This is a genomic window from Spirosoma lituiforme (assembly GCF_054776635.1).
On sequence record NZ_BAAHBO010000007.1, the window covers coordinates 186,128 to 203,578 of the forward strand.

13 protein-coding genes are annotated in these 17,451 nt (G+C 51.7%); 4 read left to right on the top strand and 9 right to left on the bottom strand.

The genetic code is table 11. The features are described from left to right. Nucleotides 1–162: 162 nt before the first annotated feature. Nucleotides 163–561: a hypothetical protein gene (locus ACYU87_RS21605; RefSeq protein ID WP_461136181.1), complete on the bottom strand. Its 399-nt coding sequence runs from the start codon at nt 559–561 to the stop codon at nt 163–165. Nucleotides 562–821: 260 nt separating this feature from the next. Here ACYU87_RS21605 and ACYU87_RS21610 point away from each other — a divergent pair, with 260 nt between their 5' ends. Together ACYU87_RS21610 and ACYU87_RS21615 are read left to right on the top strand one after the other, a co-directional pair. Beyond that, nucleotides 822–2,426 carry a DUF1800 domain-containing protein gene (locus ACYU87_RS21610; RefSeq protein ID WP_461136182.1) on the top strand — a complete coding sequence of 535 codons (1,605 nt, stop codon included), beginning with the start codon at nt 822–824 and terminating at the stop codon, nt 2,424–2,426. 154 nt (nt 2,427–2,580) lie between these two features. After that, nucleotides 2,581–3,867 carry a DUF1501 domain-containing protein gene (locus ACYU87_RS21615; protein WP_461136183.1) on the top strand — a complete coding sequence of 429 codons (1,287 nt, stop codon included), beginning with the start codon at nt 2,581–2,583 and terminating at the stop codon, nt 3,865–3,867. Nucleotides 3,868–4,019: 152 nt separating this feature from the next. Here ACYU87_RS21615 and ACYU87_RS21620 read toward each other — a convergent pair whose 3' ends face one another. From ACYU87_RS21620 to ACYU87_RS21635, 4 genes are all read right to left on the bottom strand, one after another. After that, complete coding sequence (locus ACYU87_RS21620; protein ID WP_461136184.1) at nt 4,020–5,252, bottom strand: methionine aminotransferase; 1,233 nt, start codon at nt 5,250–5,252, stop codon at nt 4,020–4,022. A gap of 37 nt (nt 5,253–5,289) precedes the next feature. Next, a complete protein-coding gene (locus ACYU87_RS21625) occupies nt 5,290–5,910 on the bottom strand; it encodes a redoxin domain-containing protein (RefSeq protein ID WP_461136185.1) in 621 nt (206 codons plus the stop codon). Between the two features lie 66 nt (nt 5,911–5,976). Then, the gene (locus ACYU87_RS21630) at nt 5,977–7,203 is read right to left on the bottom strand and encodes a sterol desaturase family protein (protein ID WP_461136186.1); all 1,227 of its coding nucleotides are present in this window, start codon (nt 7,201–7,203) and stop codon (nt 5,977–5,979) included. Nucleotides 7,204–7,280: 77 nt separating this feature from the next. After that, the gene (locus ACYU87_RS21635) at nt 7,281–8,102 is read right to left on the bottom strand and encodes a phytanoyl-CoA dioxygenase family protein (protein WP_461136187.1); all 822 of its coding nucleotides are present in this window, start codon (nt 8,100–8,102) and stop codon (nt 7,281–7,283) included. Between the two features lie 474 nt (nt 8,103–8,576). On the opposite strand from ACYU87_RS21635, the gene ACYU87_RS21640 reads away from it, so the two are divergent. Next, nucleotides 8,577–11,798, top strand: a complete 3,222-nt coding sequence (locus tag ACYU87_RS21640; RefSeq protein WP_461136188.1) for a SusC/RagA family TonB-linked outer membrane protein — start codon at nt 8,577–8,579, stop codon at nt 11,796–11,798. A gap of 13 nt (nt 11,799–11,811) precedes the next feature. After that, nucleotides 11,812–13,344, top strand: coding sequence for a SusD/RagB family nutrient-binding outer membrane lipoprotein (locus ACYU87_RS21645; protein WP_461136189.1), 1,533 nt, complete (start codon nt 11,812–11,814; stop codon nt 13,342–13,344). Nucleotides 13,345–13,404: 60 nt separating this feature from the next. Here ACYU87_RS21645 and ACYU87_RS21650 read toward each other — a convergent pair whose 3' ends face one another. The 4 genes from ACYU87_RS21650 to ACYU87_RS21665 form a co-directional block, all read right to left on the bottom strand. Next, nucleotides 13,405–14,358 carry a phytanoyl-CoA dioxygenase family protein gene (locus ACYU87_RS21650; protein ID WP_461136190.1) on the bottom strand — a complete coding sequence of 318 codons (954 nt, stop codon included), beginning with the start codon at nt 14,356–14,358 and terminating at the stop codon, nt 13,405–13,407. Nucleotides 14,359–14,871: 513 nt separating this feature from the next. Beyond that, nucleotides 14,872–15,936, bottom strand: coding sequence for an L-histidine N(alpha)-methyltransferase (gene egtD, locus ACYU87_RS21655; protein WP_461136191.1), 1,065 nt, complete (start codon nt 15,934–15,936; stop codon nt 14,872–14,874). After that, complete coding sequence (gene egtB, locus ACYU87_RS21660) at nt 15,900–17,069, bottom strand: ergothioneine biosynthesis protein EgtB (RefSeq protein WP_461136192.1); 1,170 nt, start codon at nt 17,067–17,069, stop codon at nt 15,900–15,902. The genes egtD and egtB overlap by 37 nt, the downstream gene beginning before the upstream one ends. Before the next feature lie 74 nt (nt 17,070–17,143). Beyond that, complete coding sequence (locus ACYU87_RS21665; RefSeq protein ID WP_461136193.1) at nt 17,144–17,416, bottom strand: UBP-type zinc finger domain-containing protein; 273 nt, start codon at nt 17,414–17,416, stop codon at nt 17,144–17,146. Between the last annotated feature and the right edge of the window lie 35 nt (nt 17,417–17,451).

Consider the following 17,451-nt stretch of genomic DNA (forward strand, 5'->3'; position numbering starts at 1 on the left):
AACGAGGTTTTAAGAAACCTCGTTAATCGACCAATAGCGTAAAGTTGTCAGGCACCTCCCGTGTCAGATGTAAGCATCTGATACCACATCAGCTTTCCGCCCAACCAAAAACAGCCGCCCCTGTTCAGTTAGGGGCGGCTGTTTACGTTTATGTATTGTTCGTTAGTTGATGGCAACCAGACGAACGGGGGCTTCGGGTTGTTTAGTCGCCAGGGTTACCTGATGCTTTGTCGTTTCAACCCCATTCGTGATTTCTATGACATAAACGCCGTCGGGTAGTTCGTTCACATTCAAACGACCACGGTAGATTTTTTCGTTCTTGCCCAGATGCTGGCTGTAGAAAATTCTACCGTCAGCCCCTTTGAGCATCACATCGACGGGTCCGCCTTTCTCTTTATCGAGCCCAATGTTAAGCTTTCCATCAACCGATGTGTAAATGCCCGCCTTGTAGGCAGCCACCGTTGATGAACGAGTGCCGGGTTTACCTTCGGCAAAAGAAGCAACGGATGTTAGAACACCCAGTGAAAGGGCAACGACGAATGTTTTGACGAGCGTTTTCATGTTTGTATGTGTTTATTTTTTAGGAGTAAATGCTGGCCGGGTTCTTCCCGATTGGTGAAACAAAGATATAGGCTACAGACAGTACTATGCATTGCAAACTACCGGAACGGTTTATTAAGATGATGAATGGAAAAAAGCCTGTCTGGTTGAGCCAACGGCACCCGTAACATCGGTTAAACTTCTGTTAAAGGGGAGCCAGTCAGGCGCTGTTCGTGTTAATTTAGGCACTGTAAAGCCATTATCCACAACCAATGGACCCTATGGAAATGACCGAAACTGCCAATCTGCTGGAGCCATTTCGGGGCAAATGGACCGACGAAGACATAAAGCATTTACTGAAACGGACTATGTTCGGCGCTAAACCCGAGGACATAAGCCACCTGCGCACGCTTTCGATTCGCAAAGCCCTCAACGAACTTCTGTCCGACGAACCGGCTCCTTTGCCCCCCGTCAACAATTACGACGACGATAAATATACCGACGACGAGATACTACCCGGCGAAACCTGGACAACGTCCATCAACTACAATGGGATGAACAATGGTCGGCGCAGGAACTCGTTTAAAGCCTGGTGGCTGGGCCTGATGCTGAACCAGAACCGAAGCCTACGTGAAAAAATGGTCGTTTTCTGGCACAACCATTTTGTTACAGAAACCAACATGGTCGACAATGCGCTGATGTCTTATCGGCACAACGCCCTGCTGCGCCAGCATGCACTGGGCAACTTCAGGGCGTTGGTCAAGGCCGTTACGAAAGACCCGGCCATGCTCAAATACCTGAATGGTACGGCCAGTAACAAAAAAGCCCCCGACGAGAACTACGGACGCGAATTACAGGAACTATTCACGGTGGGCAAAGGCCCTGGCTCGCACTATACCGAGGCCGATGTGAAAGAAGCGGCCAAGGTGCTGACGGGCTTTCGAAACGATACCACCACGTATGTCAGCCTCTTCGATCCGGGTCGGCACGACAGCAGCGACAAGACGTTTTCGGCTTTCTACGGAAATGCGACTATAAAAGGGCGACGGGGCCCCGAAGGCGAGCAGGAACTGGATGATCTGCTCACAATGATTTTTGCGCAGGAGGAGGTAGCGAAGTTCATCTGCCGAAAGCTTTACCGCTTTTTTGTCTACCACCAGATCGACGCCAATACCGAAGCAACGGTCATTACGCCCCTGGCCGATGTTTTCCGGGCCAATAAATATGAGATCAAACCGGTATTGCGCGAGCTATTGGGGAGCCGTCATTTCTTTGACGCCAACAACCGCGGGGCCATCATTAAGAGTCCGCTCGACTACACCGTGGGGCTTTGCCGGGAGTTTGGCATCACGTTTCCCGATTCCACGAACTACGCCGACCAGTATGCTCTCTGGCTGTCCATTCAGAACCAAACGGCCGCCATGCAGCAGAATATCGGTGATCCGCCCAACGTGGCCGGCTGGCCGGCTTACTACCAGGAACCCATGTTCGACAAGATCTGGGTCAACTCCGATACACTGCCCAAACGCAACGTCTTTTCGGACGGGATGACAACCGGCAGTATTGGTCGCAACGGCAAAAAACTGCTCATTGACGTCATTGCTTTTACCCAGGCACTACCCAACCCCGCCGACCCGGTTGCCCTCATTGACGACGCCGTTCGGCGATTGTACATGCTGGAACTGCCCGGCAAAGACAAACAGTACATCAAAACCAGCATTTTGCTCTCGGGTCTGCAGGACATGATGTCGGACCATTACTGGACACAGGCCTGGCAAAACCTAACGGCTAAACCCGACGACACGGTCAACAAAACGAACGTAATCCGCAAGCTCAGGAGCCTATACAAGTACCTCATGAACTTACCTCAGTATCAACTCACTTGATGGCGAAAGAGTGAATGAGTGAAAGAGCGGATCAGCATCAGAAACCTTGCGCATCTGTATTCTTTCACTCTTTCGCTCATTCATTCTTTCGCTCTTTGTCTACCGCGCCTATTCACTCTTTCGTTCGTTCATTCATTCTTTCGCGCTTTGTCTTATGCAACGTCGAGACTTCATTAAACATACAGCCATTGCCGGGGTGATGCTGCCCCAGTTTATGAGCGGACTTTCCCTGAAAGCGATGGCGCAGACGTCGCTGATGCCTGCCAGTGGGCATGATCTGACGAATGATCGAGTGCTGGTCCTGATTCAACTGAACGGTGGCAACGACGGGCTTAATACCGTTATTCCGGTCGATCAATATGGTGCCTACCAGGCGGCTCGCCCCAACATTGCCCTGCCGCAAAACAAACTCCTGAAGCTGACCGGCACCGACGCAACGGCACTACACCCGGCACTGACGGGCATCCAGCAACTGGTCAATGAAGGGAAAGCGGGTGTTGTGCAGGCGGTGAGTTACCCAAAGCCAAATTTCTCGCACTTTCGAGCTACTGATATCTGGATGACAGGTTCTGACGCCGACAAAGTCTTGAATACGGGTTGGGCGGGGCGTTACCTGAACGACGTATTTCCGGGCTTCCCGGATAGATACCCCAGCGAAACCATGCCCGATCCGCTGGCCATCCAGGTCGGGTCGGTGGTAGCTTCTGCTTTTCAGGGACCGTCGTTTACCATGGGGCTGGCGATCAGCAACCCCGGGAATTTTTACAACCTGATTGAAGACAAGACCGATGCGACTAGTAGTGCCCGCTGGGGCGAACAACTGGCCTACCTCGAAACGGTAGCGCAGAAAACGGATCAGTACGCCGGAGTCATTAAAAAAGCGGCCCTGAGTGTCACCAGGCAATCCGACAGGTATCCGGCAGCGGGCAAGAACGCCCTAGCCGACCAACTGAAGATCGTGGCCCGGCTGGTAGCGGGGGGGCTTCGAACGAAAGTGTATCTGGTAAGCACCGGCAGCTTCGATACGCACGCCAAACAGGCCGAACCCGACGACACCACAACGGGTACCCACGCCCAATTGCTGGGTCGGGTATCCGAAGCCGTCAGCGCCTTTATGGATGATCTGAAAGGGCTTAACGTAGCCGATCGGGTCATGGGAATGACCTTCTCCGAGTTTGGTCGGCGGATAAAATCCAACGCCAGCGGGGGTACGGATCATGGCGCAGCAGCCCCGGTTTTCTACTTTGGAAACGCCGTTAAAGCGGGTATCATTGGCACCAATCCGCAGCTACCGGCCAACGCCACCGTAAACGACAACATCGCCATGCAGCACGACTTCCGATCGGTTTATGCGACCGTGTTACAGCAATGGCTCAACCTGCCCCCTAACGACGTACAGAACGTACTAATGAGCCAGTTTCCTTTACTGCCAATGGTGTAATAAGCCATCTTGCCCGCGTTACACATCAACAGACCAACAAGCCGGCGAACAGGTAGTAAGCGCTATACCAGAACTAACGCCATTCCCGGTACGTCTTCCGCGGTCCGTGAAGACACGGGCCGCATAGCCACCATGTTAAGCTGATCTATACATTATAACCTGCTCAACCGGTCGGCGGCTTCCTGCAAAACGGCATCCTCTTTGGCAAAACAGAAACGCAGTATCTTGTAGTCGTTTTTCTGATGATAAAACACCGACACGGGAATGGAAGCCACACCAATTTCTTTGGTGAGCCGTACGGCCAGATCGTAATCGGGTTCGTTGGAGATGGCCGCGTACGAAACGGTCTGAAAAAAACTACCCTCCGCCGGTCTGATCGTGAATCGTGAACCGCGTAGCCCATCCAGAAACAGATCGCGTTTACGCTGGTAAAAGGCGGATAATTCCCGGTAATGCGCTGGTTGTTTCAGGTAATCAGCCAGTGCGTATTGAATGGGCGTGACCGTGCTGAAGGTCAGATACTGGTGAATTTTACGAAACTCAGTACTGAGACTTTTGGGTGCCAGACAATATCCTGTTTTCCAGCCGGTTATGTGGTATGTTTTTCCGAATGAACCAACTACGAATGTCCGTTCCTGCAATACCGGATGCATCATGAGCGACTGGTGACTCCGGCCATCGAACAGAATGTGTTCATACACCTCATCGCTCACAATCCAGATGGTACGGTCGTAGATCAGATCCGCCAGTTGATTCAAATCATCGACCGTCCAGACGTAGCCCGTTGGGTTGTGGGGCGTATTCACTAAAATGAGCCTTGTCTTATCCGTAATCTTCCCGCGCACAACCTGCCAGTCAATGCTGTAATCAGGCGCATCCACGCCGGGCGCATCCACCGCACCGGCGGACCGGCCGGGCGAGTCCACGCTGGCGGGAGTTAGGGTAACATAGACAGGAATACCGCCATTGAGTTCGATGGCGGGGACATAACTGTCATAAGCGGGTTCAAAAACCAGTACTTCGTCACCGGGGCGCACAACCGCTGATACAGCCGCAAAAATGGCCTCCGTCGCACCCGACGTAACCGTTACTTCCGTTTCCGGATCGTAGGCGACCCCGTACTGTTCAAACGTTTTCTGGGCCAGGGCTTCGCGCAGAGCGGGCACACCGGTCATCGGTGCGTACTGATTGAAACCTTTCCGCATGTACTGCTCAACCAGCCCAACCAGTTCGGGCGAGCAGTCGAAACCCGGAAATCCCTGCGACAAATTGATAGCACCCGTTTCGGTAGCCAGCCTGGACATAACGGTAAAAATCGTTGTGCCCACATTAGGTAGTTTGGTGGTCAGCCGATCCCCTACCCTTTCTAGTTTTTGTGTACTCATTCTCCCCTGATTTAGCAGCGCACGGGCTGCCTGCTTACTACGCTACCTGATGAACAGGCTTGAGGCTCTCAATAACGGAAGAAATCGCTTCCGAGTCGAGCGTACGGTCAAAGTTTTCGTCCAGAAAATGGTAGGCAATCCGTCGATCCTGATCAATTACGTACAGGGCAGGCGTAAAGGCTTCTTCCGAAATACCCGACACCCGTTCCCAAACGGGATAATCTTCACTGTAAACGCCAAACCGCTGCGCCACCGTCGATTCGGCATCGTAGGCTACCCGAAAATCGAAGCTACCCATCTGTCGCGCCAGCGTGCCGGGCGACTCATTGGAAAATACCACTAACTCAGCGTCAACCGCCAGCAACGCCTGGTTGAGCTGGATGAGCGACTCCAGATATGGCCGAGCGTAGCGTCCCCAGCAAGGGCAGTAGAAACTAACTACCAATGGCCGTTCGTTGACCAGATCGAGCAGAGACGTTTCACCACCCGACAGCTTTTTACCAAAAACCGACGCCCGCCAGTTGTTCGGCGCGCCCGACAGACTAAAAAACGGAGCCAGATCGCCCGTTTTTAGCGGATGGACAGGTGTCGTTTTTGAACGCGGCTGGGTGCTAACGGAACGGATATCCCCTAATTCATTTTCAAATTCGAGCGTCATAGTCGTTTGTGTTTACCAGTTTTTATGTTTGTGGTGTTTCTTTTCACTTTCGGAAGCGGGATAAGATCAGTGTACGCCGTACACTAACTGGAAATAGCGTTTTTGAACGAGCGAGAAATACGCCCAGATCGACAGGCTACCGATGTACCCCAGAATAATCAGCATAGGGTCGCCTAAGGCTACATATAGCGCCATCCATAGCACGGCCAGCCGACCAAACTCCAGGTAGAGCACCCAGCGACGTTGCTCAAGCAAAGCCCCGCAGTTGATGACCGTCAGCAGGATAAACAGGCTGGTTAGTAGTTGCAGATAGGCCGGTACGGAGCGTTCAATCAGCAGAAAGACGAACAGAATGACGAGCGCACCAGCCAGTTGCCCCCCCACGTAGCCCCGAAACCGTCGGCTATTGTTATGGACCGCCGAGCGTTCCGCAGCACTGGCCGACAAAAACTGCTGTTCCAGCTTTACCCGGATAGCTGGGTCAACGGTATCCGGCCGACCAAACAACACCGCCAGTTTCGCGCGCAGACCGGGTGTCTGCCGGATAGCTACGAAAACCTCCAGCCATCCGTGAAAATGCTGCCATAGGAAACTGTGACTATCCAGTTGTTTGGTCAGGCCATATACGGGCTCCTCCTGCTCTTCAGCAAACGTTCCAAACAGTTTATCCCAGATGATGAACATATCGCCGTAGTTCTTATCCAGGTATTGCGGATTGCTGGCGTGGTGAACCCGGTGGTGCGACGGCGTCACAAACACATATTCGAGCCAGCCTAACTTGCCAACCGTGCGGGTATGGATAAAGAATGGATACAGCCCGTGAAGCAGCAGCACCCCGGTAATCATCTCGGCGGGAAACCCCACAATGGGTAGAATGGCCCAGAATCCGGTACGCACCACCGCCTGAAATACCGTGATACGGGCCGAAACGGTGTAATTGAAATCTTCGCTCTGGTGATGCACCACATGCACAGCCCAGAACACATTGATCTCATGCGCCAGCCGATGATACCAATACCAGACAAAATCGGTGGCAATCAGCAACGCCAGCCATCCCCAACCCGTCGCTCGAATGTCGAGCAGAGCATAGTGCCGATGCAGGTAGTCGTACACGAAGTAGAACGCCCCGGTTGTAAACGTATCCAGCAGTCGTTCAGCAATGCCGACGTTGATATTGGCTACCGAATTATTGAACCGAAAGAAGGATTTCCCCTGCCGTTTTGCTATGAGGTATTCCAGTCCCATAAAGAACAGAAACAACGGAACCGCGAAAGCCAGCCAGTTATAGTGCATAAATCAGTGCATCGTAGAGACGCAACCCTTTGCGTCTTCTGTTATAATCTCCTGCGCCTTTGGTTATCACAACCTGTTTACCGCAGAATTTTAGCGCCCAGCCGGTGGTAGAACGGCGTTTTGCTGGCTGCATTCTTGGGCTGATACTCGCCCGTAACCAGCGGAATGTACATAACCCGACGGCGGCTCTCTGCCCCGATACTGGGCGACTGTTCGACGCGGTGCCACAGGCTTCCGTTGTGAATAGTCAGGTCACCGGCTTCAATATCGAAGCCAACTTCGCGGGGGTCGGGCCGGTGGTCGATAAACTGACGTTTGCGGAACAGCGTTAACAGCGTGTTCTGCTTATGGGTACCGGGCAATACGCGCAGCCCCCCATTGCTCATTGGGCAATCGTCGAGATGAAGACCCACGTTGAGCATAGGCCGGATGCGCTGCCCCAGAAACAGGTCGCGCGGGCTATCGGTATGCCAGCCCATCCGGGAGAAATTGCTTTCGGGGGTGCGGACGTAATGATTTACCACCAGACCATCTTTTTCTTCTTCGCCAATGCGGCCACTGTAAGGCTGTAGCAAACCAGTCAGCCCTTTCAGGCGGTCATCCTGCAAAAACTCGTGCAATAATGGACTGAAGAGCGAGGTGAACGCAAACCGCTGAACGATACGCTGTCCGTTTTCATCGCGACCATATTTGATGGGAATCCCATTTATCTTGTCTACGTCTTCGGCAATCCAGTTTGCTTCAACACGCTGTAATTCACGAAGAAAACCTTGTACGACGTCACGACTAACAAAGTTTTTAATATGTAGAAAGCCATTTTTATCAAAGAAAGCGGTTTCCTCGGCGGTCAGGGTTTGTACAGGAAGAACAGCGGCTAATTTACCAGATAATGCTACCATTGGTTTGATCGTTAGTGTTGTTAAAAACTGAATTAATATATTTACTATACAGATTAAGTATAGTATTACAGGGAATAAAAAGTGAATTGGTGTTCACGATTAAAAAAAAGGATTTGATGGGCCCTACTGGCCCTACACAGACGGAGAGGAGTAGTCTAGCAACAACACATACCCATCATCATCATAGCTGGACGATTGGCTACCGGATGGGTCATTGAGCATAAATAGGCTGGTTGTTGGTCAAATTTCATAAGCTGACGGGCTATACCGAGCAATAGCCGCTTAGTTTGATAGACAAAGGTGAATAATGATTTTTCTTTTTCCAAATTTTTATGGGATGATCGTAAAATTGATGCCTCTCTATATCCCATCAAAGTAGATACGTCCATTAATACTCTTTGCTTCACTATCACTTAAGAAAGATAATCTTGCATTTATTTGAACAAATAATCCTCAAACCAACTAACCAATTCAATGAAGCACTTTTTACAAAAGAGGCTTATTGCCTCACTCCTATACATCTGGGTCACCTTCCTGATGAGTCAGGCAACCTTTGCCCAGGATCACCGCCTGACGGGCCGGGTACTTTCCGGTAAAGACCAGCAACCGATACCGGGCGTAACTATTCTGGTGAGAAATACGCAGCTGGGCACCACAACGGATGGCAATGGGAATTTTACACTGAACGTTCCTGCTAATGCTACGCTCGTTTTCAGCGCCATTGGGTATGCGGGAAAGACCGTCGACGTAGGAAACCAGACGCAGCTGACCGTTACGCTTCAGGAAGCCGAGCAAAGCCTGGGTGAGGTCGTTGTTACGGCATTGGGGATAAAGAAAGAAGCCAAACGGTTGGGTTATGCCACGGCCATTGTGAACCCGGAGCAAGTGACAACCAACCGTACTGTCAACTTCATGAACGCGCTGCAAGGCAAAATTGCCGGGGTCAACATTTCCAGTTTGGGCACGGGGGCGGCCGGTACCAGTAAAATCCGGATTCGGGGGCAGTCGTCATTCTCGGGGCAGAATAGTCCGCTCATCGTTGTCAACGGCGTCCCCATCGACAATACGAACTTTGGGCAAAATACGGGCAACGCAGGCAGCGACAATTCCATTGCGAACCGGGGGTCCAACTACTCGGACGGGGGCGATGGGCTTTCGTCGATCAACCCGGATGATATTGAGGGAATGACCGTGCTGAAAGGGGGTACGGCGGCTGCGCTCTACGGCTCACGGGCTAAAGACGGCGTAATTATGATTACTACCAAAACCAAAGGCACGAGTCAGGGGATCGGGGTTACCTACAACAGCAACTTCACCACCGACCACCCACTGGATTACACAGACTATCAATACGAGTATGGCCAGGGAGAATACGGCGTCCGGCCAACGGCCCCCAACCCAACATCGGGGGTCTGGAGCTTCGGCGAAAAATTTGCCGGCCAAACGCAGGTGCTTTTCGGAGGCATAACGCTGCCGTATGCGCCCGTTCGCAACCGGATCAATACCTTTTATCGGGATGGCTCAACCTGGACAAACTCGGTCGCTGTTTCGTCGGGCAGCGATAAAGGTGGCTTCAACCTGTCTATTGCCAACCTGGACAACAAAGGCATTACGCGGAATAACACCTTCAACCGGAAAACCATTAACCTCGGCTTCAGCTACAACCTCTCGCCAAGATTGACGGTTACGGGCACGATCAACTACTCCAACGAGCTGAACAAAAATCCGCCCCAGATTGCGCAACAGGACAATAGCACGCCTACCGTACTGTACACCCTGGCGAACTCGATGCCGCTGGATGTACTGGAAGCCAACCAGATCAATCCGGCCACGGGCAATGAGTTCATTTACTCCCGGTTTATGAACCGGACGAACCCCTATTTTACCCTGAATTACAAGTTCGAAAACATTCGGCGGGATCGGCTGTTCGGCAATATTTCGGCCCGGTACAACGTAACGGACTGGCTCTATGTTCAGGCCCGGGTCGGGCAGGATTACTGGTCGCGGGATCAGGACTATAACTTCCCGACCGGGCAAGCGTCGCTGGCGGCCGCTCCAGCCGGTTTTGTGAACGGCAATTACGTTCAGGAATCGCGTCGGTTCCGCGAGCTCAACACCGACTTTCTGATTGGGGCCAACCGTAAGTTCGGCGTATTTGGCATCGACATCACGGCGGGGGGTAACCAGCTCTACCGGCGCAGCGATCTGAACAGCGTTCTGGCAACCGACTTCATTGTACGGGGCCTGTATGTGCCGCAGAACGGCCGGGTTAAAGACCCTATTTACGGTGTCAGCGAACGGAAAGTAAACTCGCTCTACGCAGCGGCTGAGTTCTCTTTCCGGGATTTTCTTTACCTGAACGCCACGGCCCGCAACGACTGGTTCTCGACGCTGGCCCCTGCCAACCGGAGCATTCTGTACCCTTCCCTAACCGGTAGTTTCGTGTTCTCGCAGGCCTTCGACAAGATGCCCTCCTGGCTGAATTTCGGTAAGTTCCGGGCAGCTTATGCCGAAGTCGGCAGCGACGGCGATGTTGGACCTTATTCCAATAACCTGTTCTACTCGGTTGGGGCCAACCTCTTTCCCAATCCGGCGGGGTCAGGCCAGCCCGTTGGCAACATCACCTCCAATACTGTTCCGAGCGCCACGCTCAAACCCAGCCGTACGGCCGAAACCGAGTTAGGGCTGGAGTTAAAACTGTTCAACAACCGGGTTGGCGTAGACCTGGCGGTTTACAGCAAAATTACGAGCGACCAGATTGTGGCCGCCCAGTCCTCAGACGCATCCGGTTACACAAGCACCCTGATTAACAATGGACAGAGCCGCAACCGGGGTATCGAGGTATTGCTCAATTTATCGCCCCTTCGGACCAAAGATTTCTTCTGGGATGTAACCCTGAACGGCGCTTACAACGAAACGAAATTACTCCGGCTGCTGACGGATGACGACGGCACACCGGGGAAAGACTACAACGGCGACAAACAAGCCGAGCAAATTGTAGTCGGTACGGGTGTTTACGTTGGTGAACTTCGGCAGGTAGTTGGTCAGCCCTTGGGCCAGTTGTATACCTACGGGTATCAGCGAAATGCCCAGGGACAAATCATTCACGGAAGCGACGGCCTGCCCGTGCGTTCAACGGCTCCGATTTCGCTGGGTTCGGCCTTACCTAAATACACGGGCGGCATCACGAATACCTTTAATTACAAGGGCATCAACCTGTCGTTTCTAATCGACTTCAAACTGGGCGGCAAAATGATCTCGGGGACCAACCTGAACGCATTCCGGCACGGCCTTCAAAAAGAAACCCTGGTGGGTCGGGGCGATGCCGATAACAAGATGGTTGGCGCTGGCGTAAACAGCAACGGCGAAGTCAACACCGTACGGGCGTTTGTGCAGGACTATTATTCGGTGGGGCGCTCCAAGAGCCTTGGTGAGCAGGTCATCTACGATGCGGGCTTGTGGAAACTCCGCCAGATCAGCATCGGCTATGACTTCACCAAGTTGTTGCCCAAAACCTTGTTTATCAAAGGCGTTCGCCTGAGTGCGGTAGCTAACAACGTAGCGATCATTAAGAAATGGGTGCCCAACATCGACCCCGAACAATTCGGATTCAGTTCTGACAACCTGATTGGACTCGAATCGACGGGGTTACCCATAACCCGCAGCATTGGCTTCAACCTGAATGTTAAATTCTAAACAGCTATCCACCATGAAAAAGACAATGATTTATATTCCCCTGGTTGCTCTACTGGTCAGCCTGAGTAGCTGCGACAAAGGATTCGACCAGCTTAACGTTAACCCGACGGCGGCAACCAGTCTGAATCCGGTTTTTACGTTCAACAACGCGATTATCAATACCTCGTTTCCGGCGTCGATTCTTATTTTTGAGGAACCCATTGTCCAGCAGATGTTTTCGCCTAACTCCGGTATTCTGGCCGGTGGCAATTACAACATTGATAACCGGGGCTCGGCGGGTGCCAATGCCCAGCTCTGGCAGCGCTACTATCGAGATAACATGCGCTACTTGGTGGATGGCCTGGCCAAAACAAAGACCGACGCCAGCCGCACGAATCTGTACAACATGCTGCGGATCTGGAAAGCCTATGTGGCTATGGTGCTGACCGATACCTACGGCGACGTTCCTTACTCGGAGGCCGGGCTGGGTTTCCTGGGCGGCAACGTAACGCCCAGATATGACGCTCAGGAGAGTATTTACACCGACATCCTCAAAGAACTTCCGGAAGCTGCGGCCGCCCTGGACGCCAGTAAACCAACCGAAGCGGGTGAGGTGATGTACGGGGGTGATATCAGCAAGTGGAAAAAACTGGCGTATTCAATTCTGCTCCGGGCGGGTATGCGTTTGTCTAAAGTCAATCCTACCCTGGCCCAGTCAACGGTACAGAAAGCCGTAGCGGGTGGTGTGATGCAGTCTAACGCCGATAACTGCGCCGTTCGGAACAACGCCAATTATCAGAATTCAGTCGGAACGACCCTCAATGCGACAGAGGCCGCCAACTACTACCTCACGAGTTTCTTCGTTAACTACCTGAAATCGACCGCAGACCCTCGCCTGTCGTCCATTGCGGTTCGGTACGTCGGGGCCAAAAGCGGGCCGGAACAAACGGCAGCCAGAGCCGTTCGAACCTCGGACGTTCAGATCGGGATGCCCCTTGGGTACGACAACGGTACCATTCCGGCACGAGCCACAACCGACGGACTGGCCAGCTTTTATGATTACTCACAACTGGATCGCACGCGTATGGGTAAGTTCGATGCGCCCTGCTACCTGGTCACCTACGCCCAGACTCAGCTATTACTGGCCGAAGCCGCTCAGCGTGGCTGGACAACGGGCAGTGTGGCCGATTTTTACAACGCGGGGGTTACGGCACACATGAAGCAACTGGGCGACTACGATGCGACCTCACTTGTCTCCGATGCCAATGTCAGCGCTTATCTGCAACGCAATCCATACGTGGCCGCCAAAGGTTTGGAGTTGATCAACACCCAGTACTGGATCGCGTCTTTCCTGAACGGCCCGGAGGTATTTGCCAACTTCCGCCGGAGTGGCTTCCCGACGCTGACACCGAACCCCTATCCGGGAAAAGAAATCACAGGCAACTTTATCAATCGCCTGTCATACCCTGATTCGGAGCAGTCGGTGAACCAGGCCAAACGGCAGGAAGCCGTAACCCGACAGGGTGCCGATAACCTGGACACCCGCGTCTGGTGGGATAAACAGTAGCTCATTGTCTGTCTGATGCTTATGAACAAGCCCGACCGCAAATGGCCGGGCTTGTTTATATCAGTAAACCCGGTTTCTGATCCGGTTCAGCATTGCGTTTGGGATCAGGCTCTTAGCGACCGAAATCATCAACCCCCGAAACGCCTGAGGGAGAATATTTTTCTGCATCAGTAACAAATCCTGCGGCAGTAACGTAGACACCGACGTTTGCGGCAGCGTGACATAATCGGATGGCGAACCGAACCCCAGGTAATTCAGAATTTCCGGGTTTGTATCGTTCACAAAAGATGGGTTGATTAACAGCCGCTCCCCGTGTCCCACGTAGTTTTCCGAAACCTCATCTACCTGAAAAATAAAGGTGTATCGCCTGAACCCGGCGCACTTGAACGGTTCGGCCCGATGAACTAGGTGCGAGTTAGACAAAATCAGTGTTCCTTTTGGCGCACGAACAGACACGATCTGGTCCGCGTAATTCTCGTCGATGTACTCATCCGAAAAATAACGGTCCGTGCTCCTGTCGGCCCATGTGTAGGAATCCGGAATCAATTGAAATGGGTTAATGGCGGATACGTCGTTTAAATAAAACAGAAAGACGAGTCCAGGGAGGCTGTGCTTGGCCTTGAATTTATTCTCCGATAACAGGTTATTATCAGTATGCCACGGCAGGTGTGACTGGGTATGCGTTTCGTACAAACGCTGGCTACTTAACTTAAATGATCCATCGAAATAGTTTCGGCAGATAGCCCTTACCTGTTCGGACGTAATGATGTCATAACATTGCTGGGATACGGCTAATGTATGAGAGAGAAAATTACTCCACGACGATCGGACAACACCGACAGTATTGTTGTTTATCAAATAATCGTTTCGCTCAATTTTGTCAAGAATAGCCGATAAGGTGTCTGGTGCTATAGCGCCGTGAAATACGCGATACCCTGTTTTCCGTCTAAGCTCATTAGCGATTTCCTTAGGGTCAGCTTCATCAAAAGTTGGGGTGAATAGTTGTTGAACCATGGTAGTTAGCAGTAAAATAGAGTGAACGAGGAGCGCATTCACCAGACGCATTTTTTTACACTATCAGCCTGATGAGTAGCACTTTAGTTTCGTCAATTTTTATATTGAAAGTACCATTATTATTTAAGACTTGAGATGAACCAATTAACCGCTAAATATATTTACCGTGCGAAAAACACCCAATTAAGAGACTACTAGTGAGTTAAATAAGACACAAGTTTTTTTACCGAAAATCGCTAATTTGAATACAAAAATTTAACCTTTCTTATCTTCTTTACACTGTTACTCATTCCTATTCTCAAGCGATCTTTCTTCACGCGCTGGTAGCACAATTTCTATTTACGCACTAGCCAATTTTATTAATATATATGCAACAAATTTTAAATAAGTTATAAGTTGCTTCTTTATAAACGGTATCATAAAAAATGTCGCCTGAATCATCGCCTTTTCAGCAATGGCCCAAGCGACCTATCAGTTGTAAAAAGTAATCGATCGAATCCGGTTATTACCCGATCAACGTTCAAAGACTACGTCGGCGAAGTAGCCTTTACTATCCGTGAACCAGCCCGAAATGGAGAAACCGGTTTGCTGAGCCAGCTGCTCGATTTGCACCCGGCTGAATTTCCGGGAAATCTCGGTATGGATTATTTCACCCGGTTGAAAAGGCACCTGCATAGCCAGCGCGTTGATCGTCACTGTCTGCGCTTTCTGACTCACCAGATAGGACCGCGCTTCGCCGTTTTCAGGATTGTAGGTTTCGTAATGGTCAAACGCGTTCAGATCGAACGTGGCATCCAGTTCGCGATTGATTCGCCGGAGCAGATTCAGGTTAAAAGCCCTCGTTAAGCCTTCCCGGTCGTTGTAGGCCGTGTGGATAATTGCCGGATTTTTTTGCAGGTCGAAGCCCGTCAGTACCAGGTCGCCGGGTTGCAATCGGTCATACAGTTGCTGGTAAAAATCAATGGCATCATCGGGGGCAAAGTTACCAATGTTCGAGCCCAGAAATAAGACAACTTTACGGGTATTCGTCTCCTGAGAAAGAAGCTCCAGCGCGCTGAAGTAATCGTCGTGACGTGGGTTAAGCTGCAAGTCAGGCCACTGCTTCTGCACATCACGAACTAATCCGTCAAGTGCATCGGCCGAAATATCAATGGGTGCGTAGGCAAAATCAGCGTTCTGGCTACCAAAAAATCCAAGCAGAATTTTTGTTTTCAGGCCATCACCAGCGCCCAGTTCCACCAGCTCGAATGGCCGGTTGTCTGGCGAAAACTGCCGCAGCATATCCGCTTTGTGCGTTTCCAGAATTTCGTACTCCGACCGGGTCAGGTAGTAATCCGGCGAGTGCATGATTTCGGCAAATAACCGGCTCCCTTCGGCATCGTAAAAAAAACGCGACGATACCTGTTTGGGCATTTTCTGTAAACCAGTCCGTACTTCTTCGGCCAGAGCCGCCGACTCGGCTAGCTGCTCATCTGCCACCAGCTCCATTTCTCCGCTACGCTGCTCCGCTTCACCGGCCTTAGGCCGCGCACTTACTGCCGTTAGTTCTTCACTAAACGTATCCCCGTATACTGCCATCGCTTGTCTGGTTGAAAAAAATTGCGGTACGTAGCCCTGGAATGACCCTCGGGTGTCGCCACAGATGCCCCGCGCAAAACCATCTGTCCACTCATAAATTTACCGTTGTATTCGCCCACGGCTCCTTCGGCAGTCATGAAGCCGGGATAGGGCAGGTAAGCGGAGTTTGTCCACTCCCACCGCGCGCCCCAGCTGAGTTTCGGGGCACCTGCTTCCCACTCAAATTCGGTTGGTAACCGCTGCCCGGCCCAGCGGGCGTATGCGTCGGCTTCGTAGTGACTTACGTGGCAAACCGGCGCATCCAGGTCGATGAGCCGCAGTCCGTCGACGGTGTAATACCACCACTCGCCGTCAATCCGGTGCCAGTACAAAGGCGCCTGAATATCATTTGCTTTTACCCACGCCCAGCCATCGGAAAGCCAGTGCCGAAAATTCTGGTAACCGCCAGCCTCGATAAAAGCCAGGTAGTCTTCATTAGTTACCAGACTTCCGCTCAGCGTTGTTTTGTTGAGGTATACCTTGTGCGGCCCTACTTCATTGTCGAAATAGAAAGACCCGTCTGTCGGCGGATGGCCAATCGTATAGATTCCTTCGGCAAGCTCAACATCCGGCCCTGGCAACTGAAGCTGATGCTCCCGAAAAGGCATCTCAATGGCTGGCAACAGCGGGTTATGCCCCAGGATATATTTAATGTCTGTAATAAGCAGTTCCTGATGCTGCTGTTCGTGATTGAGCCCGAGATCAAGTAAGGCGTACAAATCGGGCGATAGCTCGGCTTTATCCAGAAACCGGCTCATCTGTTCGTCTACGTAAGCCCGGTACGCGTACACACCTGCTACCGTCGGGCGACTCAGATTCCCACGGTCAGTACGCAGGACGCGTTTCCCGACCGTTTCGTAATAACTATTAAAAACGTAGCTGAAATCGTCGTGAAAAATACGGTAGCCGGGTACATTGGGCTTCAACACGAATGTTTCCCAGAACCAGGTTGTATGACCCAGATGCCATTTTGGCGGACTAACGTCAGCGACCGGCTGCACGACATAATCTTCGGTTTCGAGGCCCCGGCATATAGCCTCAGAATGCAACCGTACGCGAAAATAGTATTCAGTAAGCGTTTGTTCGGCAATCATTCAGATTCGTCGTTATAGTTCTCCAGAAGTCTATAGAGAATGCTATTTCTTTAACGATAAATGAAGCACCTTGTTTAGTATTCAGCCATCTGTTCATCGACATAGCACCAAAGCCATTGTTCACCGGGTTCGGCGGAAGCGACAACCGGATGATTACTTGCCCGGAAATGCTTTGTTGCGTGCTTGTTGGGCGACGAATCGCAGCAGAGTGTTGTGCCGCAGGTCTGGCAGGTACGCAGATGCACCCACGAGTCACCCGTTTTCATACATTCCTCACAAACATAATCACTGGCCACACGGAGTTCCGTAAGCGAAGACAAATGGGAGCAGATAACTGGCTTGATCATGGTAGTAATATTAGGATGTATGATATACAGACAAA